We start from the raw sequence: 23,232 nt of genomic DNA, 5'->3' as shown, positions 1-23,232 counted from the left end.
AGATGGGTGTGAAGACCATGCGTAGGGCGATTGGCCGTGGTGCGATGAAGCTGATCCTCGGAGCGTCGCTTCTGGCGCTGACGACGGCAGGGATCGGGGCCGAAAGCGGGGCGACGAACGGACAGGATGCGGCGCCCTCCCCTACGGCGCTGGTCGATCTGGCCAACCCGCTGATGGGCACGGACAGCAGCTATGAACTCTCCTATGGCAACACCTATCCGGCGGTCGCCGTGCCATGGGGGATGAATTTCTGGACCCCCGTCACCGGAAAGATGGGCAATGGCTGGGGCTACACCTATGACGAACACAAGATAAACGGCATCAAGCAGACCCATCAGCCCAGCCCCTGGATGGGCGATTATGCCGCCTTCGCGCTGTTCGCGGAAACCGGAACGGTCAAGGTCAAGGAAGAAGAACGCGCCTCCTGGTACAGCCACAAGGCAGAAGAAAGCCGCGCTTATGGCTACAAGGTTTATCTGGCCGATTATGATGTGACGGCAGAGGTCGCGCCGACCAACCGCGCAGCCCAGTTCCGCTTCACTTTCCCGCAGAGCGACCAGGCCCATATCCTGCTCGACGCCTATGCCGGCGGCTCGATGGTGAAGGTCGACGCCGCCAACCGCCGCATCACAGGCTATGTCCGCAATAACAAGGGCGGTGTGCCGGATAATTTCCGCAACTATTTCGTGGCGGAATTTGACCATGATTTCACGGTCGGTCAGACTTGGGATGAGAAGGGTACGCTGGCCGCGATCGCACAGCGCGAGGGCGACCATGTCGGCGCGGTGGTCAGCTTCAAGACGCAGAAAGGCGAGCAGATCGGCGTCAAGGTCGCCTCATCCTTCATCAGTCCGGAACAGGCGCTGCGCAATCTGGCGAGCGAAGTCGGCAACGACGATTTCGACACGACGAAGGAAAAGGCCAAGCAGGTCTGGGAACAGGAATTCCAGCGCATCGCGGTCGACGATCCTGACGTCGACAATCGCCGCACCTTCTATTCCGCGCTCTACCGAATGCTGCAATTTCCCCGAAATTTCCATGAGATAGATGGTCAGGGACGCCAGGTTCACTATAGCCCCTATGACGGGAAGGTGCATCCCGGCCCGCTCTATACCGACAATGGCTTCTGGGACACCTGGCGCGCGGTCTTCCCCTTCTTCGCGCTCATGTATCCGGAGCGCGATGGCGAGATCATGCAGGGGCTGGCCAATACATACAAGGAATCCGGCTGGCTGCCCGAATGGGCCAGCCCCGGCCATCGCAATGTCATGATCGGCTCCAACAGCGCGATCCTGATCGCCGACGCCTATGCCAATGGCGTGCGCGGCTTCGACGTCAACACGCTCTATGAAGCGATGGTCAAGAACGCCACTACTTCCAGGGGTCGACCGACCGACGCCAAGGGCAAGACGCTGACCGCCGTGGGACGCGAGGGCGTCGAATATTATAACCAGCTGGGCTATGTGCCCTATGATGTCGGCATCAATGAAAATGCTGCCCGCACGCTGGAATATGCGACCGCCGATTTCGCCCTGTCGCGCCTCGCTACCCAGCTGGGCAAGACGGCGGATGCGAAGCTTTACGCGGCCCGCGCACAGAATTATCGCAAGCTGTACGACGCACAGAGTGGCTGGATGCGCGGCCGCAACAAGGACGGTTCGTGGTCGGCCAATTTCAGCCCCTATAAATGGGGAGACGCCTTCACCGAAGGCAATGCGCTCCATTATAGCTGGTCGGTGATGCAGGATGTGCAGGGCCTGATCGACCTGATGGGCGGCGACCGGAAGTTCGTCGATCGCCTCGACAGCATCTTCACCACGCCGCCGATTTTCGACGACAGCTATTATGGGCAGGTGATCCACGAAATCCGCGAGATGCAGATTGTCGACATGGGCCAATATGCCCATGGCAACCAGCCGATCCAGCATATGACCTATCTCTACGACTGGGCCGGTACCCCGTGGAAAACGCAATTCCATGTCCGCGACGTCATGCGCAAACTCTATGCTCCGACGCCAGACGGCTATCCGGGGGACGAGGATAACGGCCAGACGTCTGCCTGGTACGTCTTCTCCGCCCTGGGCTTCTATCCGGTCACGCCCACCGTGGGTCAATATGCGATCGGTAGCCCGCTCTTCCGCCGCGTCACGCTAACCATGCCGGGCGGGAGGAAGCTAATGGTCGAGGCGGAGAATAACAGTGCCGACAATGTCTATATCCAGTCGGTGACGCTGAACGGCCAGGTCTGGAACAAGCCATGGCTGCCGCGCGAAGAGCTTCAGAAGGGCGGCACCCTGCGCTTCGTCATGGGACCGAAACCCAATGAGCAATGGGGCGCGGCCAAGGCCGATGCCCCCTTTTCCATGAGCAAGCCCAAGTAACGACAAGAAACGAGAGAGGAATGACCCGATGAGCTTCCGTCGCCGAGACATCATCGCCGGCGCCGGAGCGCTGGCACTGGCCGCCACTATCCCCTCCCCCTCCCCCGGGGCCGCCAGTGCCAGCGTCTTCCCGTCGAAACGCCCGCCCAAGGGGCAGCGCCGCTTCGTCAGCAAGGCGGTGGAGGCGGAGATCGCGCGGGTAAAGGCCAGGATCGCCGACCCGGAGATCGCATGGCTGTTCGAAAATTGCTATCCCAACACGCTCGACACCACGGCTGAGATGGGTGTGGTGGACGGCCGGCCCGATGCCTTCGTCATCACCGGCGACATTGACGCACTCTGGCTGCGGGACAGTTCAGCGCAGTTGCAGACCTATGTCCATCTGACGCCCAGGGATGCGGATTTGCGCCGCCTGTTCCATGGCCTGATCCAGCGGCAGGCGCGCTGCATCCTGATCGATCCCTATGCCAACGCCTTCATGAAAGACCCGGCATCCCGGTCCAGTCTGCCGGCCATTTCCGACAGGACCGATATGAAGCCGGGCGTCGCGGAACGGAAATGGGAGATAGACAGCCTTTGCTATCCGATGCGCCTTGCCCATGCCTATTGGACCGCGACCCGCGACAAGGCGCCGTTCGACGCGCTTTGGGCGAAGGCGATGGCGCTCGCCGTTGCCACCTTGCGCGAACAGCAGCGCAAGGACGGCCCCGGCCCCTATCATTTCCAGCGCATCGACAAGTCGCCGACCGAAACCCTGATGTTCGATGGCTTTGGCGCTCCCACGCGCAAGGTGGGCCTCATCCATTCCGGCTTCCGTCCATCCGACGATGCCTGCCTCTATCCCTTTCTGATCCCGTCCAACCTGTTCGCCGTCTCGGCGCTGCGAATGCTGGCGCAGGTGCTGAACGAAGCGCGCGGCGATGCGGATGCGGCGCAGGAATGCGCTGCGCTGGCGGCGGAGGTGGAGGCAGCGCTCAGGGCGCATGGCCAGATGGATGACGGCCGTGGTGGCAAGGTCTGGGCGTTCGAGGTCGACGGCTTTGGCAATGCGATCTTCATGGATGACGCCAATGTGCCCAGCCTGTCGGGCCTGCCTTTGCTGGGCGCGGCCGATCGCGCAGACCCGCTCTGGCAACGCACGGCAGCACGCGCCTGGAGCGACCGCAACCCCTATTTCTTTTCCGGATCGGCGGCGCAGGGCATAGGCGGTCCGCATATCGGCATGGACATGATCTGGCCGATGTCGATCGTCACCCGCGCGCTCAACAGCGGGGATGATGCAACCATTCGACAGTGCCTGACCTGGCTCAGAAGCACCCATGGCGGCACCGGCTTCATGCACGAAAGCTTCCACAAGGATGATCCGGCGAAGTTCACCCGGTCCTGGTTCGCCTGGGCCAACGGCCTGTTCGGCGACCTGATCCTGGATCTGGAACGGCGCAAGCCTGCGCTGCTGGCCGAACGCTTCGCATAAGCGGGGAGGAAAGAGAATGATGACCACCAATCGCCGCCAGCTTCTGGCCGGCGCGGGGATCGCCGCGCTTGGCACCACCCTGCCAAAGATCGCCATGGCGCAGAGCCCGACGGCCGCCCGTCCGGACCTGTTCATCGGTACCGGCGGTCATGGTCATACCTTCCCCGGCCCCTCCATGCCCTTCGGCATGGTGCAGCTGGGGCCGGACACCAACGATGCCGGCTGGGACGCCTGTTCGGGCTATCATGTCGATGACGGCTCGATCATGGGCTTTTCCCATACCCATCTTTCGGGCACCGGCATCGGCGACATGCTGGACGTGCTGGTAGTGCCGACGCGCGGACCGCTGCACCTGCGACCCGGCCCGGTCGGCAAGCCCGATGAAGGCTATCGCCAGCGCTTCTCGGATGAGCAGGCGGAACCGGGCTATTATCGGGTGAAGCTGGAATCGGGCGTGCTGGCCGAACTCACCGTGACGGAACGCACGGGCCTGCACCGCTATCATTTCCCGGCTGGCGATGGGCATATTCTGATCGATTTCGCCCATTGCAAGCAGGAGAAACCCGACGAGCCGATCCGCATCGAGAACGCATCGCTCACCTTCTCCGAAGACGGCATGCTGACCGGTAGCCGTCAGGTCTTCCGCTGGGCAGAGGGACGGCATATCCACTTCGCGCTTCAACTATCGCGCAAGCCCGACCGCGTCGAATTTTTCGGCGACGGCGACAAGTCCCTGCCAAAGGATGCGCGATCGGCGAAGGGTCAGCGGCTGAAAGTCGCCTTTTTCTTCGATGAGGCCGGCGGCCAGCCGATCCAGATTCGAACCGGGATTTCCGCTGTGGACGTCGCGGGCGCGAAGGCGGCGCTGACAGGTGAAGCGCCGGACTGGGATTTCGACGCCGCCCGCGCGAAAGCGGGCGCCGCATGGAACCAGGAACTGTCCAGTGTCACGGTCAACGGCGGCACCGCCGACCAGCGCACCATCATGGCCAGCGCCCTCTATCATTGCCTGCTTGCGCCGCAATTGTTCGTTGACCGCGACGGCCGCACCATGGGCCTCGACGGCAAGGTCCGCACATTGCCGCAGGGCGAACGCGCCTTTACCGCCTATTCCCTCTGGGACACCTATCGCGCGCTGCATCCGCTGCTGACCATCATCCAGCCCGAACGCGCTGCGCTGATGACCCGCGATCTCGTCCGCCAGACGCGGGAAAGCCCGTATGGCCCGCCGGTCTGGCCGCTTCAGGGCAAGGAAACCGGCTGCATGATCGGCTGGCACGCCGTGTCGGTTCTGGCCGAAGCGCAGGCCAAGGGGATCAGGGCGGATTATGCCGCAGCCTGGCCCAACATTCGCCGTCGCGCCTTCGATCGCACCATGCCGGATATCGACAGCACGCTGGGCCGGGGCTTCTATTACGATCTTGGCTACATCCCCGCCGACAGGATATGGGAGTCGGTCAGCCGCACGCAGGAATATGCCTATGACGACTGGGCGATGGCGCGACTGGCGCAGACGGCGGGTGCGAGCGCGGATGCCGCGACGCTGAAAGCACGCAGCCGCAACTGGCGCAACGTCATCGATCCGAAAATCGGCTTCGCCCGCCCGCGTTTTGCGGACGGCAGCTGGTGGCAGGCCTATGACCCGATCCAGATCGGCCACGATCCGAAACGTCAGCGCGACTATACGGAGGCCAATGGCTGGCAGGCGACCTTCCTGACACAGCATGACATTTACGGCCTGATCGACCATTTCGGCGGCGACGCCGCGTTTGAGCGGAAACTGGATGCCTTCTTCACCGCGCCATCGACCCTTCCGGACAATGCGCCGCCCGACATCAGCGGGCTGGTCGGCCAATATGCCCATGGCAATGAACCGGACCAACATGCCGCCTATCTCTACGCTTATTGCGGCGCGCCGTGGAAGACGCAGGCCATGGTCCGTCGCCTGCTGACGGAGATGTACAAGGCTGCCCCGGACGGCGTGATCGGCAATGACGATTGCGGCCAGATGAGCGCCTGGTTCGTGTTGAGCGCCCTGGGCTTCTACCCGGTCGACCCGGTAAGTGCGATCTACGTGTTCGGCTCGCCCCTGTTCGATGAGGCGAATGTGGATCTGGGCAATGGCCGTCGCCTGAAGATCAAAGCCAGCGGCAATGGTCCGGATCGCCCCTATGTCCAGTCGGTCCGGTGGAACGGCCGTCCCTATGACCGCAACTGGATCAGCCATGCCGATCTGATCAGCGGCGGCGAACTGCTGTTCGGCATGGGACCGAAGCCCTCCCGCTTCGGGGCGGCCCCGCAACACCGCCCGCCATCCTTCGATCGCCAGCGCAGTTGAGCGATCAAACCTCGCTATCGGTGCCCATATTATGTGGCACCTTCCACAGGGCGCCGGGCTTTGGCAACAGGAAATGGCTGAATGGCAGAATGGCTGCCCCCACGGCGGGCGCGTCCTCTGACAATGTCGCGCGCGCCACGGGCGCCAAGGATGGCAGGTTAGCCGCCATCACCTGCAAATGCGCGTTGACCCGCTCCGCCAGCAATTCGACCAGCGTCGCCGGCAGGCGTCCACCCACCAGCACCGCCGCCGGATTGACCAGACAATTGACCGCCGCCAACGGCTCGACCAGTTGCCGCGCCGCCATATCGATCCAGCCATCCGCGCAGGCCGCTGCTTCCGGTATCGCACCGCCAAAGGCATCCTCCAGACGATAGCCTTCCTCGGTCAGGGCCCTGGCCAGGGCCGAAAGCGACACGATATTCTGCAACTGCGCGTCGGCCCCGCCTTCGATCCGGTGCGCCTGCATGAAGCCGATCTCCCCGCTGCGCCCATTGGCGCCGCGCACATAATTGCCGTCGATCACCAGCCCGCCGCCCAGGCCCGACGACAGCAGGATATAAAAGAAGCTGTTGATCTTCTGCCCCATGCCCAGCTGCATTTCGCCCATGGCGGCGGCGGCGGCGTCATTTTCCACGAAGACAGGCGGACCGTGCGGACCGGAAAACAGCGCGCTCATCTCGACGCTGTTCCATTCGCCATAGGCCGCCGGACGACCAGGCAGGTCGACCGATCCCAGATCGTCAGGCACCGCTACGCCAATGCCCACCAGCTTGGCCGGATCGACGCCCGCGCGCTGCAACATGCCGTCGATCGACGCATGATAGAGCGCCTGCACATGGGGCGGCAACGCATAGTCGATATCTTCGCTGACACGCGCCAGAGTCTTGCCGGCGAAATCGACCAGGACGATGGTGATATGATCGCGGTCGATATTGATGCCGACGGAATAGCAGGCGTCGCTGCGTATCACCAGCTTGGTCGGCGGCTGGCCGCGCCCGCCACGCCGCTGGCCGGCCTCCTCGATCAGGCCGTCCTGCAACAGCCGCTTGGTGATGTTGGCGATGGCAGGCGCGGTCAGGCCGGTGATGCGGGCCAGTTCGACACGGGTCAACATGCCGCACACACGGATGGCGTGCAGCGTGATGCGCTGATTATGGTCGGCCGCCCGCTCCAGATTGGTGCCCGACAGGCGGGGCCTATATGATGCCTCCGTCATGCCCGGTCTCCTTCTGGGTCGCCTGCGAGCCGGGCGGTGACTGCATCAATGCGCGTGATCGTCATAAGGCGGCTTCCCATGCCGGGCATCACCGGTCAATGGCCCATCTTCCAATCTGGAACCGCGAGTTTCGGGAAAATATCGCCACACCACCAGCAGTTGCGCGATCATCGCGATCGAAAATAGCCAGAAGGGCGCCGCCCGCGATCCCTGCGCCACGATAGGGAAACCGAAAGCGATGGCAGCATTCAGCCCCCAATGTACCGCGCTGCCCAACGCCTGCCCGCGCGCGCGAACGGCGGTCGGAAAGATTTCGGACAGATAGACCCAGATGACGGCGCCCTGCGACAGCGCGAAGAAGAGGATGAAGGAGATCAGCATAGGCAGCAGCAACGCCTGCCCCCGATCCAGCGTATAGATGGTGGCCACCCCCGCCAACGCCACGGCCGTCCCCGCCGCGCCGATCAGCAGCAGCGGTCGGCGTCCCACCCGATCGATCATCGTCATGCCGATCAGTGTCGCGGCCAGATTGGCAATGCCGATGGCGACCGATTGCAGGTCGGCGGACAGGCTGCTGAACCCCGCCATGGCGAATATGTCACCCAGATAATAAAGGATCGCGTTGATCCCCGACAATTGGTTGAACGCGGCGATGGCGATGGCTAGCAGGATGGGCGTGCGATGCGCGCGCCAGGACAGGCGATCGGGTTGCGATGCCCTGGCGGCGGCCGGCGCGCTGTTCATCAGCATGTCCGCATCGGCCATGGCAAGCTGGTCGATGGCGCGTCGCGCATCGTCGGGACGCCCGCGCTGCAACAGCCAGCGGGGGCTGTCCGGGATGCGCAACAGCAGGATCAGGAACAGACCGGCCGGCAGGGCCGCCACGCCCAGTTTGATCCGCCAGAGATCGGGTGCGTCGCTCGCCAGCCCGATCAGCGCGTTGCTGAGATAGGCAGCCAATATGCCGATCACGATGCTGAGCTGGAAGGACGCAACCAGTCGCCCGCGTTTGTCGGATGGGCTGATCTCCGCAATATAGACCGGCGCCAGCACGGATGATCCGCCGATCGCCAGGCCGCCCAGCAGGCGGAACGCGATGAACAGCGGCAAATTGCCGCTCAGCGCGCAGCCGATAGCGGAGATGATGTAGGCGATGCCGATCCAGATGAGCACCGCCCGGCTGCCGTAACGGTCGCCCGGCGATCCTGCCCCGAGCGCGCCGATCAGCGTGCCTATCAGCGCTGCGGATACGGCCGCGCCAAGGCCCGATGGCGTCAGGGCGAAGCTGTCGGTCAGCGCATGGGTAACGCCAGCGATGACCGCCGTGTCGAAACCGAACAACAGGCCGCCGAGCGCCGCCGCGATTACGGCACCTTTATGCGCAGATCCCCTCATTTGACGTGCCATATATCCTCTCTCCACCAGCAGCCAGTCGAATGTTTTATTGAATAATGCAATTTAATGTATTAATTGAGAGGCGCCAGTATGAATGGCTTAATGCCTTCCTTTCGCGGGGCAAGAAGGAGAATGAATGTGGGAAGAGGCAAGGGCGCCATGGTCGGGCGCCGGACGGATTCGACTGTCCAACTCGCTGTTCATTTCATGATCTCCATCCATGTATAATCTACCGGATCATCCTCCACTGGCCCGTCCGCTGGCTGGAATCGAACTGGGCGGCACCAAATGCATCTGCACCCTCGCGACTGCGCCCGATGCCGTGCTCGACCAGCGGATCATTCCCACCACACAGCCGGACGAAACATTGTCCGCTCTTCTCGCTATCCTGCGGGAATGGAACGGGCAGCAGGGCTTTTCCGCACTTGGCCTCGCGTCCTTCGGGCCGGTCGACATCAATCCCGCCTCTCCGGGCTACGGCCATGTCCTCGCTACGCCCAAGCCGGGCTGGCCCGATGCCGACATCGTGGGCACGCTGGCTGGCGCCTTCGACGTACCCGCTGCCTTCGATACAGATGTCAATGGTGCGGCGATGGCGGAAATGCTGTGGGGCAGTGGCCGCGGCTTGCGGGACTTTGCCTATGTCACGGTCGGCACCGGGGTCGGGGTCGGACTCATCGTCCATGGCGCGCCGACCCGCGGCATCGGCCATAGCGAGGTCGGCCATATCCGCATCCCTCGCCTGTCCGGCGACGATTTCATCAGCACTTGCCCCTATCATGCCGATTGCGTCGAGGGACTGGCCGCCGGCCCGGCCCTGGCCGCGCGACTGGGCGGCCGATCGCTCGCCGACGTGCGACCGGACGATCCGGTCTGGATGCCGATTGTCGATGCGCTGGCAGGCATGGCGCACGCGCTGGTGTGCAGCACCGGACCATTGCGCATCGCCATGGGCGGCGGTGTGATTGTCGGCCAGCCCCATCTTCTGCCCCGTATCAACGCGGCGCTGCTCGACAGTCTCAACGGCTACATGGCGTTGCCCACCGTCGCGCCCTATATCGTGCTACCGGAATTGGGCGGGCAGGCAGGCCCGCTGGGCGCCATCGCCCTAGCCGCAACAGCTTTGAAGGATGCGCTCGTGTGACCTGTTATCGCCTGACGCCTCATATTGTTGAAAAGCCTTGGGGACGGGACGACATCCCGGCCAATTATGGTGCGACGCACGGGCAACGCATCGGCGAAGTCTGGTTCACCGGGCCTGAAAGCCTGGCCCAGCCGCTGCTGGTCAAATATCTCTTCACCAGTGCGCGACTGTCGATCCAGGTCCATCCCGACGATGATCAGGCGCAGGCGCGAGGCCTGGCAGGCGGAAAGTCCGAATGCTGGTATGTGCTCGATACGCAGGGCGACGCGCGGCTGGGCATCGGTTTGCGCCGACCGATCGATACCGACAGATTGCGTGCCGCCGTGATCGACGGATCGATAGAGGAGTTGATGGACTGGAAGCCCGTTCGATCGGGCAGCTTCTACTATATCCCCGCCGGCACCATTCATGCGATCGGCGGCGGCCTCACTCTGGTGGAGGTGCAGCAGAATAACGACGTCACATACCGCCTCTACGATTATGGCCGTCCGCGCGAACTGCATCTGGACGACGGATTGGCGGTCAGCCGGCCCGAACCCTATGCGCTGCCGCAACAGCGTGTCTCAAGCGAGGCGTCTGCCCTGTTGGTCGACGAACAGCGCGCGCCCTTTTCGCTCGAAAACCTGGTCAGCCCGGCCGGAGAGACGCTCCGCTTGGGCGATGGCCTCTGCTGGTTCGTCCCGCTGCTTGGTCGAGGCCTGATCGACGGACAGCCCTGGCAGGCGGGCGAATGCTGGCTGATCGACTCGGGGGCCGACCTGTCCGTCGAGCAGGCGCTCCATGCCCTCCTCGCGCGACCGGCACCATTGGACCGCCGTCCTCAAGTCGGATGAAAACGGCTCGGAAATGCGGAAACAGAGGAGAATGAGAACATGATCCGATCAGGGTGATCGGATCATGTCTTGGACCATATGATTGGCAGCTATGGCGCTTGCCGGGACGAAACGACGACGCTGATGTCCTGCGCGAACAGATCGCCGCCGCTTCCGGGCTGTTCTATCTGACAGGCTCGCCTTCCCTGATCGCTTCGGCCGATGCCATGCCGGCCTCATCCGATGCACCGCCCAGCTTGGCGCGGACTCCGTCTGCAACGCGCTGGCCGATGTCCTTGTCGATGTTCCGCCAATATTGGAACGCGCGTTGCAGCACCTTTTCGCTGACGCCATCGGTCAGATGCCCCACGACATTTTCCACCAGACGCCCGCGCGCCGCATCGTCCATGACGTCGCGGACCAGCGTACCGGGCTGGCTCCAGTCATCATCATCGGCCCGCAGCGTATAGGCCTCGCGAACCATATCGCCGTCGGCCTGCCACAGGCCCGCTTCATGACTGTCGGGCTGCGCCGCCGGGCCGCCATAACTGTTGGGCGCATAGACGGGGTCGGTCGCCTTCTCGACCCGCATCGCCCCTGCGGTGGCGTAGTTATGAACCGGCGCCACCGGCCGGTTGACCGGGATCTGCTTGTAATTGACGCCCAGCCGCGCCCGATGCGCGTCGGCATAGGAAAAGCCCCGCGCCAGCAGCATCTTGTCGGGAGACAGGCCAATGCCCGGCACCATATTGTTCGGCTCGAACGCGATCTGTTCGATCTCGGTGTGGAAGTCGGTCGGATTGCGCGTCAGGGTCAGCCGGCCGACCTCGATCAGCGGATAATCGGCATGCGGCCATATCTTGGTCAGGTCGAAGGGATTGATCCGGTAGGTACGGGCATCCTCATAGGGCATGACCTGCCAGTAGAGCGTCCAGCTGGGATGATCGCCGCCGGCGATGGCGTTGAACAGGTCGCGGCGATGATAGTCGCCATCCTTGCCCGCCATCGCATCGGCGTCGTCCTGGGTGAAATGGGCATTGCCGTCACCCTGATCGGTCTTGAAGTGGAACTTCACCCAGAAGCGTTCGCCTTGCGCATTCACCAGCGAATAGGTGTGGCTGGAATAGCCGTTCATCTCCCGCCAGGTCTTTGGAATGCCCCGATCGCCCATCAGATAGGTGACTTGATGCGCGCTTTCCGGCGACAGCGTCCAGAAATCCCACTGCATGTCATGGTCGCGCAGGCCATTGTCGGCACGGCGCTTTTGCGACCGGATGAAATGCTGAAATTTCATCGGATCGCGGATGAAAAAGATCGGCGTATTGTTGCCGACCATGTCGAAATTGCCTTCTTCCGAATAGAATTTGACCGAAAAGCCGCGCGGGTCGCGCCAGGTATCCGGACTGCCCTGCTCCCCGGCGACCGTCGAAAAGCGCACCCCGACATCTGTCCGCACACCCGGCTGGAACAACCGCGCCTTGGTATAGGCCGAAACGTCGGCCGTAACCTCGAAATGACCAAAGGCGCCGCTGCCTTTGGCATGCGGCTGGCGTTCGGGAATCCGCTCGCGATTGAAGTTGGCCATCTGCTCCAGCAGATAATGATCGTTGAGGACGATCGGGCCATCCCGACCGATGGTCAGCGAATGCTCGTCGCTCTGGATCGGTATGCCGGCATCATTGGTGGTGCGGGGGGTGGACTGATCGGCCATGGCGGTCTTCCTCAACATTTCGATGGATAGCGTTGCTACCCATGACGCCCACATAGGTTCCTCACTGGCTGCCAATGATGGCAGGGCGCCCGGCTACAGCGTCAGCCGGAACAACGCACCACCCGACGGAGCGCTGTCGATCTCGATACTGCCGTCATGCGCCAGCAGCACCTGACGGCCCAGGCTGAGGCCGATCCCGCTGCCGGTCTTCTTGGTGGTGAAGAAGGGCAGGAAAATGTCGTGGCGCAGCCCTTCCGGTACGCCCGGACCATTGTCCGCGACCTCGATCCGCGTCCTTCCGGCACTGATCGCTGCGATGCTGAGCGACACTACGGGCCTGTCGCGATGGCATTCTGCGGCATCGGCGGCATTGCGCAGCAGGTTGATGATGACCTGCGCCAGCAGATCGGGATCGGCATCGATCCGGTGGTCGTCGGGGGTCACGCTGACATCCAGCTCGATCCGCGATCGATCCGCGTCCGCGGTGAACAGCTTTGCCAGTTCGTCGGCAAAGGGGCGCGCGGCGAAGATGCGGCGGTCGACCTGCGGCGGGCGCGTAATGGTGCGATAGGTTTCGACGAAATGCATGACCCCGTCCGCGCGCCGGGCCAGCGTATCGACGGCCGCGCGCGCATCGGCGATCGCGGGATCGCTGCCGTCATCGGCCTGGCGCATCAGCTCCGATGCGGTGTGCGCCAGCGACGTCACGGGGGTCATCGAATTCATGATCTCGTGCGTCAGCACGCGGATCAGGTCGCTCTGCGCCGCCACCTCGACCGCGTTCAGCGCCTGCTGGATGACCTGAACGGCGATCACCCGGGTTGCACCGCCCAGCCGGGTCAGGCTGGCGCAGCGGATGAGAACGCGCTGAGGACCGATATCGGTCTCGATCAGCATGGTCTGGCTGCGGCCCGGCTCCAGCCCGGTCAGCGTCGCCGCGAAATGGCCACCATAAGGGGCGTAATCGTCGGGCCGCACGCCGACATGGCGATTGAACAGCTTGCGGGCGGCCTTGTTGACAGGCTCGATCCGGCCGTCGGGCGCGACCGTGAGCAAGGCGGCGGGCGCATCGTCGGCCAGAGCCTCGTAAAAGCGCGAGGCCTCCTGCAACCGCACCCGATCGTCGCGCAGCTTCCGGATACCGCGATCCAGCGCCTCGCCCAGCACGTCGAATCCGCTGTCGGTTCCGGGCCGGACGAAGCGCGCCTGCAGATCGCCGAACTCGATCGCCTCGATGAAGCGGGCAACCTCGAAATTGGCGCGACGAACATGGTGCCACAGCGCCAGGGCGCTGATGGCGACGCCGATCCCGCAGATGATGCGCACCGCACCCAGATCGGGGGTCAGCAACGACCAGGCGAACGCGGCCAGACAGGCCATCGCCACGGCAAGACGCAGGGCGAGGCCCAGCGAATAGCGACGATCAAAGCCCATGTTTTTCCATGCGGCGATAAAGGGATGCGCGCGTCAGGCCCAGTTCGGCGGCGGCGCCGGAAATATTATAGCCATGCTTCATCAGTGCCGTTTCGACCAGGCGACGCTCGACCCGTTCCAGATTCATATCCTCGGGCGGTGGCGTGGCCTCGATCACTGCGGCACGATCCACGCGCATCGGCGCAGCCCCTTCCTGCCGCCGCAGTGGAATGTCGTCGATGGCGAAGGGCGCGTCGCCGGCGAGTATCACCGCCCGCTCGATCGCGTGGCGCAATGCGCGTACATTGCCCGGCCAGTCATAGGCGACCAGATCCGCCATCAGGTCCGGTGCGATCGGATGAACCGGCCGCGCATATTTGCGGGCGTAGAGCGCATGATAATGGGCCACCAGCGCCGGAATATCCTCCCGCCGTTCGCGCAACGGCGGCAGCATGATCTCGACCGTGTTGAGCCGGAACAGCAGATCCTGACGGAAGCGCCGTTCATCGGCGATCTGGCCGGCGCTCAGGTTGGTCGCGGCGATCACCCGAATGTCGACCGACACCGCCTTGTTGGCACCCACCGGCGTCACCTTGCGCTGCTCCAGCGCGGTCAGCAGCTTTGGCTGAAGATGCAGCGGCAGGTTGCCGATCTCGTCAAGAAACAAGGTTCCGCCGTCGGCCGCCTGCAACCGGCCGATCCGGTCGGCGCGCGCATCGGTGAAGGCGCCCCTGACATGGCCGAACAGTTCGGAATCTATGACGCTTTCGGCAACCGCGCCAAGGTCGACGGGCAACATGATCCGATCCGCCCTGCGCGATCGGCGATGCAGTTCGCGGGCGACCAGTTCCTTGCCGGTGCCATTCTCTCCCAGGATCAGCACATTGGCGTCGGTCGGCGCGGCCCTGTCGATCAGTTGCTGGACCCGTGCCATGACCGGCGACGTCCCCAGCAGCGGCGTCTCACCCGTCGGCGCAGCCGCGATCAGTGCGACCTCGTCCCTTTCCGCCGCGATCCTGCGCGAGGCGCGCAAAGCGGCTGCGGTGCGGACGGTAGCCAGCAGCCGCTCATTCGACCAGGGCTTGGTCACGAAATCGGTGGCGCCGCGCTTCATCGCCTCGATCGCGACCTGCACCCCGGCATGGGCGGTGATCATGACGATGACCGCCTGCGGATCGCGCTCAAGGAACCGCCCTAGCCACTCGAATCCCTCCGCCGCGTTGGTCGCCCCGCGCGAGAAATTGGCGTCGAGCAGGATCGCTTCCGGCATCATCCCGGCGGTCGCGGCAAAGGCGGTCGCGGGGTCGGGATAGGTCTGGACCTCATCGAAAATCCCGCGCAGCAGCAGGCGAGCCGCGAGCAAGATGTCGTCATCATCGTCGATGACGACGCATAGTTCGAATGGCTTCCCCTGAGTCATCTGTCCATTTCCGTACAGCCCCTGTCCGGAACCGCGCAATCAATATCCGTGCCAAGCCATCGGCGACCCTCCCAATTCAGGCAAATCGTCTCGAAAAGGCAAATGGCACGCGCCTTGCGGCAAATGGCACGCGCCTTGCGAATGAGTTTGGCGAAGGGCGCTCGCCCGCTGATCGATCGGAGACTGACCATGTATCCCTGCAAACCCGGCTCCTCGCTATCCAAACCCCTTTCCATCACGCTCGGTTTTGCGGCAACGCTGCTCATAATGGTCGCTCCGCAGGCGGCTTCGCGGCCCCTGGGCTGTGACATGCCACGGCGCATGGCGACCGAATGCCTCGGTCCCGAACGGCAGGTTCAGGCGAGCAACTACTGCAAGCCCTATCTGGCCTGATGTCCGGAATCGAACATCAGATGATCGAAATCGGACAGTCGAGCAGCCGGGGGAGCAGCCAGGCATGAGCGTCGTCAGCATGCCGAGCGAGACCAAGCCTTCGGACCGGCCCCGCAGCGGTGGCGCCATGGACCGGGTGGTCGCGCGCCGGACGTTGCCGCCGCGGATGAAAATCGCGCTTGGCGCGGCCGGCGCGATCGCGCTGCTCAGCGTCGTCTGGTTCTACATGCCGGGCGGCAGCAGCCAGACCCTCCCCGCCGACCGTGTCGCCATCTCGACCGTGACGCAGGGCCGCTTCGACGATTTCCTGCCATTGCGCGCGCGCGTGACGCCGCTCATCACCGTCTATCTCGACGCGATCGAAGGCGGACGGGTCGAGGAAGTCCTGGTCGAGGATGGCGCCACCGTCCAGAAGGGCCAGCTGCTCGCCCGCCTCTCCAACGCCGAACTGCAACTGTCCGTGCTGGCCCGCCAGACCGAGGTGACGCAGCAGCTCAATTCGATGCGCAGCCAGGAATTGGCGCTGTCGCAGAACCGCCTGACCAACAGCCGCGCCCTTCTGGAGGCCGATCTCGACCTCAAGAAGGCGCAGCGCCAATATGAGCGGGAAGCGCCGCTCGCCGCGCGCGGCTTCGTCGCCGGCCGCACCTTTGCCGACACGCGCGACGATGTCGCCTATCAGCGCGAGCGCCACGCCGTGCTGGCCCGGACGCAGCGCACCGACGAACGGCTCCAGACCAGCCAGCTCTCCCAGTTGCGCGCGTCGGCCGACACACTGCAATCCAGCCTTGCGGTCGCGCGCGCCAGCCTGGAGGCGCTGAGCCTGCGCGCGCCGGTCGCCGGCACCGTTTCTGCCTTCTCCATCCAGGTCGGCCAGTCGATGGCGCGCGGCGAACGGCTGGGCCAGATCGACAGCCCCGGCCGCAACAAGCTGGTCGCCGGGATCGACGAATTTTACCTCCCCCGCGTCCAGCTCGGCCAGACCGCGACGGTCGACTGGAACGGTAAAAGCTATCGGATGAAGGTCGCCAAGATCTACCCGACCGTGCGCAACGGCCAGTTCGAGATCGACCTGCAATTTCTGAACGGCGAACCGCCGCAGATCCAGCGCGGCCAGACGCTTCAGGTGAAGCTGACGCTGGGCGATCCGGTGCGCGCCCGGCTGATCCCCAACGGCAGTTTCTACAACGACACCGGCGGCGCGTGGCTGTTCGTGGTGACGCCCGACGGCAGCGAAGCGGTCAAGCGGGCCGTGCGCCTGGGCCGCCGTAACGCCGACTATATCGAAATACTCGACGGGCTGGAGCCCGGCGAGAAGGTTCTCACCTCCCCCTATACCGGTCTTGCCGACAAGGATCGGCTGGTTCTCGAACAGAAGTGAAAGGCACAGACATGACCCAAGCGATGCTCAGCCTGCGTGAACTCAGCCGCACCTATCGCACCGACATGGTCGAAACGACCGCGCTCGACGCGATCGACCTCGACATCTTCCAGGGCGAATTCGTCGCGGTGATGGGGCCGTCGGGCTGCGGCAAGTCGACGCTGCTCAATGTCATCGGCATGTTGGACAGCCCATCGAGCGGCTCCTACCGCTTCGGCGACATCGAGATTGCCGGCCTGCCCGAACCCAAGCTGGCCGGCATCCGCAAGACCCATCTGGGCTTCATCTTCCAGAGCTTCAACCTGATCGACGAACTGACCGTGGCCGAGAATATCGAGCTGGCGCTGCTCTATCACGCCATGCCCGCGTCGGAGCGAAAGGCGAAGGTGGAGGCGGTGATGGACCGGGTCGGCATCGCCCACCGCGCCCGCCATCGGCCAAGCCAGCTTTCGGGCGGCCAGCAGCAGCGCGTCGCCGTCGCCCGCGCGCTGGTGTCGCAGCCGCGCCTGATCCTGGCGGACGAGCCGACCGGCAATCTCGACACCAGCCATGGCGATGAGGTGATGAAGATGCTCCAGACGCTCAACGCCGAAGGATCGACCATCGTCATAGTCACGCACTCGCCCGCCCATGCCGATTATGCCAGCCGCGTCGTCCATATGCTGGACGGCCGCATCCTCCAGGAACGGCGCCGCGCCGCCTGACATCCCTTCGCACGGAGAAGAGCCATGTGGCGCAACTATCTGACGGTCGGCCTGCGATCGCTGCTCAAGAGCCGGACCTATGCGGCGATCAACATATTGGGCCTCGCGACCGGCATGGCCGCCTGCCTCATCATCCTGCTGTTCGTCCGCAATGAACTGACCTTCGACAGCTGGATTCCGGAGGTTGATCGGACCTTCCAGTTCCAGACCTATTATACCGATCCGCATAGCGGCCAGCAGAATAATCTTCAGATGGCGCCCTATGTCGCGCAGGCGGCGCTGAAGAAGGACTTCCCACAGATCGCCGGGACCGTCCACCTGCTTTCGGCCGGGCCGGTGGCGCTGCGCAATGGCGAAGCGAGCGAGGTCGAGGACATGAAATATGTCGACGGCCCGGTGTTCGACATACTCGACCTGCCATTGGCCAGGGGCGATCCGCGCACCGCGCTGGCAAAACCCGGCGATCTGGTCCTGACGCAAAGCGAGGCCCGCCGCCGCTTCGGCGATCAGGATCCGATGGGCCAGACGCTGACCTTGATCTCGCGCGGCATGTCGATCGATTATCGTATCACCGGCATCATCAGGGACATTCCCAAGGCGTCCCATCTCAAACTGACCATGCTCGCCCGCTACGATCCCGCCACCTACTGGGCGCAGATCCCGGATTTCCTGCGTCAATATGGCTGGCAGTCGGGCTGGATCTACGCCCGGCTGAAGCCCGGCGCGGATGTCGCCGCGATCAACGCGCAGCTGCCGCAATGGGAAAAGCGCAACATCCCCGATCAGTTCTTCGGCGGCCGTCGCCTCAACCAGGGCGACGATATGGACTTTGCCCTCGTGAATGTCCGCGACATCCATCTGGGACGGGCGCAGAACGGGTCGATGACGCCGGGCAATGATCGCGGGTCGATAGTCACCTTCGCCATCGTCGCGCTGCTGATCCTGGGCATGGCCTGCGTCAATTTCGTCAATCTGGCGACCGCGCGCGCCAGCCAGCGCGCCCGCGAGGTCGCCCTGCGCAAGGTGCTGGGCGCCAATCGCCGCCAGCTGGTGCTGCAATTCATCGGCGAATCCATCCTGGTCTCGGCGGTCGCCATGCTGGTCGCACTGGCGCTGACCGAACTCTTGCTGCCACTGGTCAGCCGCTTCCTCGATGCTGAACTGGCGCTGCATTATTTCGGCAGCGGCGGCCTGATCCTGCCGATCCTGGGGCTCGTCCTGTTCGTCGGCATCGCCGGCGGCGCCTATCCCGCCTTCTACCTGTCGCGCTTCCAGCCCGCCCGCGTACTGAAGGCGAACAAGTCGGCGGCCGATGCGGAAGGATCGGGCCGGCTGCGCCGCGCGCTGGTCGTCGCCCAGTTCGCGGTGTCGATCGGCCTCATCATCTGTACCGCGGTCGTCTATGCCCAGACGCTCTACGCCCGCAATTCCGACCCCGGTTACAGGCGGGAGGGGCTGATCCAGATTTCCGGCATCAGCCGTCGCCAGCTCGATCCGGTGCTGGACACGATAGTCGGCGAAATCGGGAAGGTCGATGGCGTCACTGCGGTCGGCCGCACGACGATCGGCATCAGCACCACCAACAACACCAATAGCGGCATACTCGTCCCCGGTCGTGACGATCCCATCAACATGGGCATCTATCAGATCGACACGAAATTCTTCGACACGATGGGCATCAAGCTGCTCGCCGGCCGCAAGTTCGACATCAATCGCCCGATTGACGACGCCACGCGCCCCTTCCCGGAAGATCCGGCGGCGGAGCGTGCTTTCGCCGCGCGCGGCGCCAATGCAGTGATCAACGAACTGGCGGTCAAGCGGCTCGGCTTTGCATCGCCGCAGCAGGCTATCGGCAAGCAGGTGCGCGCCGGCCTGGTGCAGGATGAATTTGGCGGCAGCGTGCCGGTGACGATCATCGGCGTCGTCCAGGATTCCCGCTTCCGCTCGATCCGCGATCCGATGGACCCGATCTTCTTCTTCTACGATCGCGAGAACCATAATGAGATGCTGATCCGCTATCATGGCAATCCGGCAACCGTCCTTGCCCGGATCGACGCGGTGTGGAAGCGGCTGGCGCCCGACGTGCCCTTCACCGCGCGCTTCGGCGACGATATCGTGCGTGAACTCTACCATGCCGAACAAGCCCGCGCGCAGGCCTTCGCCGCATTCGCCCTGCTGGCGGTGATCGTCGGCTGCCTCGGCCTGTTCGGCCTGTCCGCCTTCACCGCGCAGCGCCGGACCAAGGAAATCGGCATTCGCAAGGTGCTCGGCGCCAGCACCGGCCGGATCGTGCAATTGCTCGTCTGGCAGTTCAGCCGTCCGGTGCTGCTCGCCAACCTCATCGCCTGGCCGATCGCCTGGTGGGTGATGCGCGACTGGCTGAACGGCTTCGATGCCCGCATCGCGCTGACGCCGCTGCCCTTCCTGCTGGCGGGCGGTCTGGCGCTGCTGATCGCGGTAGCGACGATCGGGGCGCACAGCTTCCGCGTCGCGCGCACCAATCCGATCCACGCCTTGCGTTATGAGTGACGTGAACTGATCGTCCGGCGGCAAATTGCAGTCGAGCGGGGGCGGGAAACCGGCCAGGGCATCACCGCCCCCATCGATGGCGCCAGGCGCGCTCCCATCCACAAGACATCGCACAGATCAAGACGGCCTGCAAAGCACGATCATTGGTTAAGGCAAGCTTAACCAGATAATGAAGTGAGGCCTTATACCTTCGCGAAATATGACCCCTGATAGTAATCATAGGGCGAAATTTCATGCGAAGCGCAATTGCAGCAGCATTTTTTTTCATGGCCATGTCGCCATCCATCGCCAATGCTTTCGTGACGGACGGCTCCATGTCCAGCGGCTCGATCACGATCCGGGTGGAAATTCCCCCGATTGCCGCAGCCTTGCAGGCACAGGCGGAAGGTGCCGTAGGCATTGCCTCCGTATCCGATGCGAAATCGGCCGTCATGATCAGCCTGCCTTCGGAAATTTCCTCCAGCGAAGGCGGCCGCGCGGCGATCTATACGGGCAGCGACATGCCCGTGACTTTCATGCCAGCCACAGGATCGGCGCTCGACCTGTCACCGTCGCAGTCGACGCGATTGAATGGCATGGTCAAGAAGGCCTTCACTTTCGCGCCGCTCTCGGCCGAAGCTATCGCCAATCCCACTCGAGCTAATGGTGTCGCACTCGTCATCATGGCCGTCTGATGACATGTCCCGAATAAATACAGGATCTCCCACAAGGGATTGACTCCGCGCCCGCGCCATATCAGATCGCGTCAACCTGTTTTTCCGAGTGGAATGATCAGGTTGGGGTGGGGGAATTTTACTTGCAGCATAAAAGGCTCCTGACGGCGGCACTGGCGCTTGCGCCCGTGACAATGCCTGCCCACGCGCAACTTTCGGTCGATCGCCTGTGGGTGGATTTCGAACCCGGTGCGGCGCACCGGTCGGATATCGTCATCCGCAACGAAAGCCCTGATCGCTATTATATCACCGTCACCCCGTCGGAGATCACCAGTCCCGGCACCGATCAGGAAGCCCGCGTCGAACAGGCCGATCCCGAAGCGCTGGGACTATTGGTCACGCCCAATCGACTGGTGGTCGATCCGGGCGGCATGCGCTCGATCCGCGTGGTCGCGCTCGACGAGACGGTGACGACCGACCGTATCTACCGCGTCAAGATCACGCCGCAGGTCGGGGAGTTGAAATCGACGGTCGGCGAAAGCGGCAAGGGCATCGCGATCAAGGTGCTGGCCGCCTACGACATTCTCGTGACCGCCCGCCCCGCGCGGGCGAAGCCCGAGCTGACCGTGACGCGGGAAAACGGCGAACTCGTCATCCGCAACGTCGGCAATTCCAACACGCTTCTCTACGAGGGCCGCGCCTGCACCGGCGACACCGTGCCAAAGGCCGAGGGGACAGCGATTCCCGACGGCTGCACCGACCTGGGCGCACGCAGAATATATCCCGGTAATGAGTGGAAATTGCCGCTTCCGACCGCGCAGGCCAAAGTCCGCTTCAAGCAAAGATCGCTTGCGTCGTCCGATCCCAAAGAGGTCGATTTTTAAGTTTTAATAAAAATCCGTGATCTGGATCACATTTTGTTTTTCACAGGGCGCGTTCTTAACCTATTTTGTTAAACATTTAATAAATTGACCTTTTCTTACTTAATATTTAGTGAGCGATTCGCTGAGGCCGTCATGGTGACACCTCTTGGTGAATTGGGGAAATTTCATGAAGAACGTTGCTCTTGCCATTGCTCTTGCGGCCGCAGCCGTTTCGGCACCGGCAATCGCCGCCGCCGATGGCACGCTGTCGAGCACCAACAGCATCGGCACGATGACCGTGACGACCAACATTCCCAAGCTGGTCAAGATTTCCGGCCTGTCGGACATCACTTTCAACCCGACCGCCGCTGACCTGGCGACCGGCACCGGCCTCCAGAACGCCTCGTCGCGCTTCTGCGTCTATTCGAACGACACCGCCGATGGCCTCTACAAGATCAAGGTCGACGGCGTGGCCGGTTCGGAACTGAACACCGGCGAACTGAAGTTCGGCCTGACCGGCCCCGGCGGCGTGCTGGATCTGGGCGTCTGGGTTTCGGACCAGGCCAACGCCCCCTATACCCGCAACGCGATCCCCGGCCGTGAATATGGCGACTTCAAGACCACTGCCGGTGGCCAGACCCGTCCGACCACGCTGAACTGCGGCGGCGGCAACAACGCCTCGATGGCGTTCCGTCTGAAGAATTCGGGCATCCTGGCGATGACTGCCGGTTCCTACACCGGCACGCTGACGCTGACCGTCTCGGCTCTCTAAGTGCAAATATGGGCGGGAGGCTGACCTCCCGCCCATTTCCGTTTTTCCAGGGGGCGCGTAACGGGATGCAGGCTTTGTCTTCACGCATGATGGGCTTGATCCTCGCGGCGCTGGCAAGCATGGCCGGCGTTCAGACGCACGCCCAGCAGATGCCCGCAGACAGCCGTGGCGCTGCCGAACCAGCTCGCCAAGAAGAGCCGAAGGCCGAACTGCGCCTCTATGGCTCGCGCGAAGTCAAATCCAGCTGGGCGGGCAGCGGCCCCAATATCCTTCTGTCGGACCTCTGCGTATCCAGCTCCACCGGCCGGTTCCGGCTTCGTATCCTCAGCAGCGGCGGCGGCCGGATGGCATCGCCCGCATCGCTCGACCGGATCGGCTACACGTTGCGCTTTCGCGACGGTTCGGGCCAGGTGCAGTCCCGCGAAGTCAGCGGACAGGCGCTCATCACCCTCGAAGGCCGCTCGCCCGAGGATGTCGACTGCTCGCACGGCGCCAATTCGCAGATAGAGATCGACCTGGCCGAACCGGATATGCTGGCTCGCGCCGCCGGCCGCTATTTCGATCAACTCGTCCTCTCCGTCGATCCGCTCTGAACGGAATACAAGCGTGGGGGCGCGGACGAAATCGACC

General features: G+C 63.6%; 18 protein-coding genes. 13 read left to right on the top strand and 5 right to left on the bottom strand.

Annotation, left to right across the window (positions count from 1 at the left end):
* The first annotated feature begins 2 nt into the window (after positions 1-2).
* Genes VMR39_RS11135 through VMR39_RS11125 form a run of 3 tightly spaced genes read left to right on the top strand, consistent with a single transcriptional unit; the run spans position 3 to position 6,193 of the window.
* Positions 3-2,381, top strand: coding sequence for a GH92 family glycosyl hydrolase (locus VMR39_RS11135; protein WP_325416044.1), 2,379 nt, complete (start codon positions 3-5; stop codon positions 2,379-2,381).
* Positions 2,382-2,409: 28 nt separating this feature from the next.
* Positions 2,410-3,855 (top strand): glycoside hydrolase family 125 protein, encoded by a 1,446-nt coding sequence (locus VMR39_RS11130; protein WP_325416043.1) that lies wholly within the window; start codon positions 2,410-2,412, stop codon positions 3,853-3,855.
* Positions 3,856-3,871: 16 nt separating this feature from the next.
* The gene (locus VMR39_RS11125; protein ID WP_325416042.1) at positions 3,872-6,193 is read left to right on the top strand and encodes a GH92 family glycosyl hydrolase; all 2,322 of its coding nucleotides are present in this window, start codon (positions 3,872-3,874) and stop codon (positions 6,191-6,193) included.
* A 4-nt stretch (positions 6,194-6,197) separates the two neighbouring features.
* Here the strand turns inward: VMR39_RS11125 and VMR39_RS11120 are convergent, their stop codons facing one another.
* Both VMR39_RS11120 and VMR39_RS11115 read right to left on the bottom strand, forming a co-directional pair.
* On the bottom strand, positions 6,198-7,412 hold the full coding sequence (locus VMR39_RS11120; RefSeq protein WP_325416041.1) for an ROK family transcriptional regulator: 1,215 nt from the start codon (positions 7,410-7,412) through the stop codon (positions 6,198-6,200).
* A 45-nt stretch (positions 7,413-7,457) separates the two neighbouring features.
* Positions 7,458-8,819, bottom strand: coding sequence for a sugar porter family MFS transporter (locus VMR39_RS11115; protein WP_325416040.1), 1,362 nt, complete (start codon positions 8,817-8,819; stop codon positions 7,458-7,460).
* A 208-nt stretch (positions 8,820-9,027) separates the two neighbouring features.
* Between VMR39_RS11115 and VMR39_RS11110 the strand changes: the two genes are divergently transcribed.
* A complete protein-coding gene (locus VMR39_RS11110; RefSeq protein WP_325416039.1) occupies positions 9,028-9,951 on the top strand; it encodes an ROK family protein in 924 nt (307 codons plus the stop codon).
* Complete coding sequence (locus VMR39_RS11105) at positions 9,948-10,784, top strand: class I mannose-6-phosphate isomerase (protein ID WP_325416038.1); 837 nt, start codon at positions 9,948-9,950, stop codon at positions 10,782-10,784. Before VMR39_RS11110 ends, VMR39_RS11105 begins: the two co-directional genes overlap by 4 nt.
* 163 nt (positions 10,785-10,947) lie before the next feature.
* On the opposite strand, the gene VMR39_RS11100 is transcribed toward VMR39_RS11105, so the two are convergent.
* The 3 genes from VMR39_RS11100 to VMR39_RS11090 all read right to left on the bottom strand — a co-directional run bounded on the left by VMR39_RS11100 (position 10,948) and on the right by VMR39_RS11090 (position 15,307).
* Positions 10,948-12,474, bottom strand: a complete 1,527-nt coding sequence (locus VMR39_RS11100; RefSeq protein WP_325416037.1) for a catalase — start codon at positions 12,472-12,474, stop codon at positions 10,948-10,950.
* A 93-nt stretch (positions 12,475-12,567) separates the two neighbouring features.
* Positions 12,568-13,908 carry a HAMP domain-containing sensor histidine kinase gene (locus tag VMR39_RS11095; RefSeq protein WP_325416036.1) on the bottom strand — a complete coding sequence of 447 codons (1,341 nt, stop codon included), beginning with the start codon at positions 13,906-13,908 and terminating at the stop codon, positions 12,568-12,570.
* Positions 13,898-15,307 (bottom strand): sigma-54 dependent transcriptional regulator, encoded by a 1,410-nt coding sequence (locus VMR39_RS11090; protein WP_325416035.1) that lies wholly within the window; start codon positions 15,305-15,307, stop codon positions 13,898-13,900. Before VMR39_RS11090 ends, VMR39_RS11095 begins: the two co-directional genes overlap by 11 nt.
* A 189-nt stretch (positions 15,308-15,496) precedes the next feature.
* Here VMR39_RS11090 and VMR39_RS11085 point away from each other — a divergent pair, with 189 nt between their 5' ends.
* From VMR39_RS11085 to VMR39_RS11050, 8 genes are all read left to right on the top strand, one after another.
* Entirely contained in the window at positions 15,497-15,700 is a 204-nt protein-coding gene (locus VMR39_RS11085) for a hypothetical protein (RefSeq protein WP_325416034.1), read from the top strand.
* A gap of 64 nt (positions 15,701-15,764) precedes the next feature.
* Positions 15,765-17,081, top strand: a complete 1,317-nt coding sequence (locus VMR39_RS11080) for an efflux RND transporter periplasmic adaptor subunit (RefSeq protein WP_325416033.1) — start codon at positions 15,765-15,767, stop codon at positions 17,079-17,081.
* An 11-nt stretch (positions 17,082-17,092) separates the two neighbouring features.
* The gene (locus VMR39_RS11075) at positions 17,093-17,785 is read left to right on the top strand and encodes an ABC transporter ATP-binding protein (protein ID WP_325416032.1); all 693 of its coding nucleotides are present in this window, start codon (positions 17,093-17,095) and stop codon (positions 17,783-17,785) included.
* A gap of 24 nt (positions 17,786-17,809) precedes the next feature.
* The gene (locus tag VMR39_RS11070; protein ID WP_325416031.1) at positions 17,810-20,314 is read left to right on the top strand and encodes an ABC transporter permease; all 2,505 of its coding nucleotides are present in this window, start codon (positions 17,810-17,812) and stop codon (positions 20,312-20,314) included.
* A 266-nt stretch (positions 20,315-20,580) separates the two neighbouring features.
* Complete coding sequence (locus VMR39_RS11065) at positions 20,581-20,988, top strand: hypothetical protein (protein ID WP_325416030.1); 408 nt, start codon at positions 20,581-20,583, stop codon at positions 20,986-20,988.
* A 167-nt stretch (positions 20,989-21,155) separates the two neighbouring features.
* The gene (locus VMR39_RS11060; protein ID WP_325416029.1) at positions 21,156-21,851 is read left to right on the top strand and encodes a hypothetical protein; all 696 of its coding nucleotides are present in this window, start codon (positions 21,156-21,158) and stop codon (positions 21,849-21,851) included.
* Between the two features lie 166 nt (positions 21,852-22,017).
* The gene (locus tag VMR39_RS11055; RefSeq protein ID WP_325416028.1) at positions 22,018-22,602 is read left to right on the top strand and encodes a hypothetical protein; all 585 of its coding nucleotides are present in this window, start codon (positions 22,018-22,020) and stop codon (positions 22,600-22,602) included.
* A gap of 95 nt (positions 22,603-22,697) precedes the next feature.
* Entirely contained in the window at positions 22,698-23,195 is a 498-nt protein-coding gene (locus VMR39_RS11050; protein WP_325416027.1) for a hypothetical protein, read from the top strand.
* The last annotated feature ends 37 nt before the right edge of the window (positions 23,196-23,232 follow it).

Source organism: Sphingobium sp. (assembly GCF_035511395.1).
In the GTDB taxonomy this organism is placed as follows: Bacteria; Pseudomonadota; Alphaproteobacteria; order Sphingomonadales; family Sphingomonadaceae; genus Sphingobium.
The sequence above is the reverse complement of the archived record's forward strand: the minus strand, read 5'-3'. Positions and strand labels throughout refer to the sequence as shown.

What these genes read in the sequence shown, in the direction of transcription:
- VMR39_RS11135 (WP_325416044.1), top strand. Translation starts at nt 3, where the DNA reads ATGGGTGTGAAGACCATGCGTAGGGCGATTGGCCGTGGTGCGATGAAG.
- VMR39_RS11130 (WP_325416043.1), top strand. Translation starts at nt 2,410, where the DNA reads ATGAGCTTCCGTCGCCGAGACATCATCGCCGGCGCCGGAGCGCTGGCA.
- VMR39_RS11125 (WP_325416042.1), top strand. Translation starts at nt 3,872, where the DNA reads ATGATGACCACCAATCGCCGCCAGCTTCTGGCCGGCGCGGGGATCGCC.
- VMR39_RS11120 (WP_325416041.1), bottom strand. Translation starts at nt 7,412, where the DNA reads ATGACGGAGGCATCATATAGGCCCCGCCTGTCGGGCACCAATCTGGAG.
- VMR39_RS11115 (WP_325416040.1), bottom strand. Translation starts at nt 8,819, where the DNA reads ATGGCACGTCAAATGAGGGGATCTGCGCATAAAGGTGCCGTAATCGCG.
- VMR39_RS11110 (WP_325416039.1), top strand. Translation starts at nt 9,028, where the DNA reads ATGTATAATCTACCGGATCATCCTCCACTGGCCCGTCCGCTGGCTGGA.
- VMR39_RS11100 (WP_325416037.1), bottom strand. Translation starts at nt 12,474, where the DNA reads ATGGCCGATCAGTCCACCCCCCGCACCACCAATGATGCCGGCATACCG.
- VMR39_RS11095 (WP_325416036.1), bottom strand. Translation starts at nt 13,908, where the DNA reads ATGGGCTTTGATCGTCGCTATTCGCTGGGCCTCGCCCTGCGTCTTGCC.
- VMR39_RS11090 (WP_325416035.1), bottom strand. Translation starts at nt 15,307, where the DNA reads ATGACTCAGGGGAAGCCATTCGAACTATGCGTCGTCATCGACGATGAT.
- VMR39_RS11085 (WP_325416034.1), top strand. Translation starts at nt 15,497, where the DNA reads ATGTATCCCTGCAAACCCGGCTCCTCGCTATCCAAACCCCTTTCCATC.
- VMR39_RS11080 (WP_325416033.1), top strand. Translation starts at nt 15,765, where the DNA reads ATGAGCGTCGTCAGCATGCCGAGCGAGACCAAGCCTTCGGACCGGCCC.
- VMR39_RS11075 (WP_325416032.1), top strand. Translation starts at nt 17,093, where the DNA reads ATGACCCAAGCGATGCTCAGCCTGCGTGAACTCAGCCGCACCTATCGC.
- VMR39_RS11070 (WP_325416031.1), top strand. Translation starts at nt 17,810, where the DNA reads ATGTGGCGCAACTATCTGACGGTCGGCCTGCGATCGCTGCTCAAGAGC.
- VMR39_RS11065 (WP_325416030.1), top strand. Translation starts at nt 20,581, where the DNA reads ATGGCCATGTCGCCATCCATCGCCAATGCTTTCGTGACGGACGGCTCC.
- VMR39_RS11055 (WP_325416028.1), top strand. Translation starts at nt 22,018, where the DNA reads ATGAAGAACGTTGCTCTTGCCATTGCTCTTGCGGCCGCAGCCGTTTCG.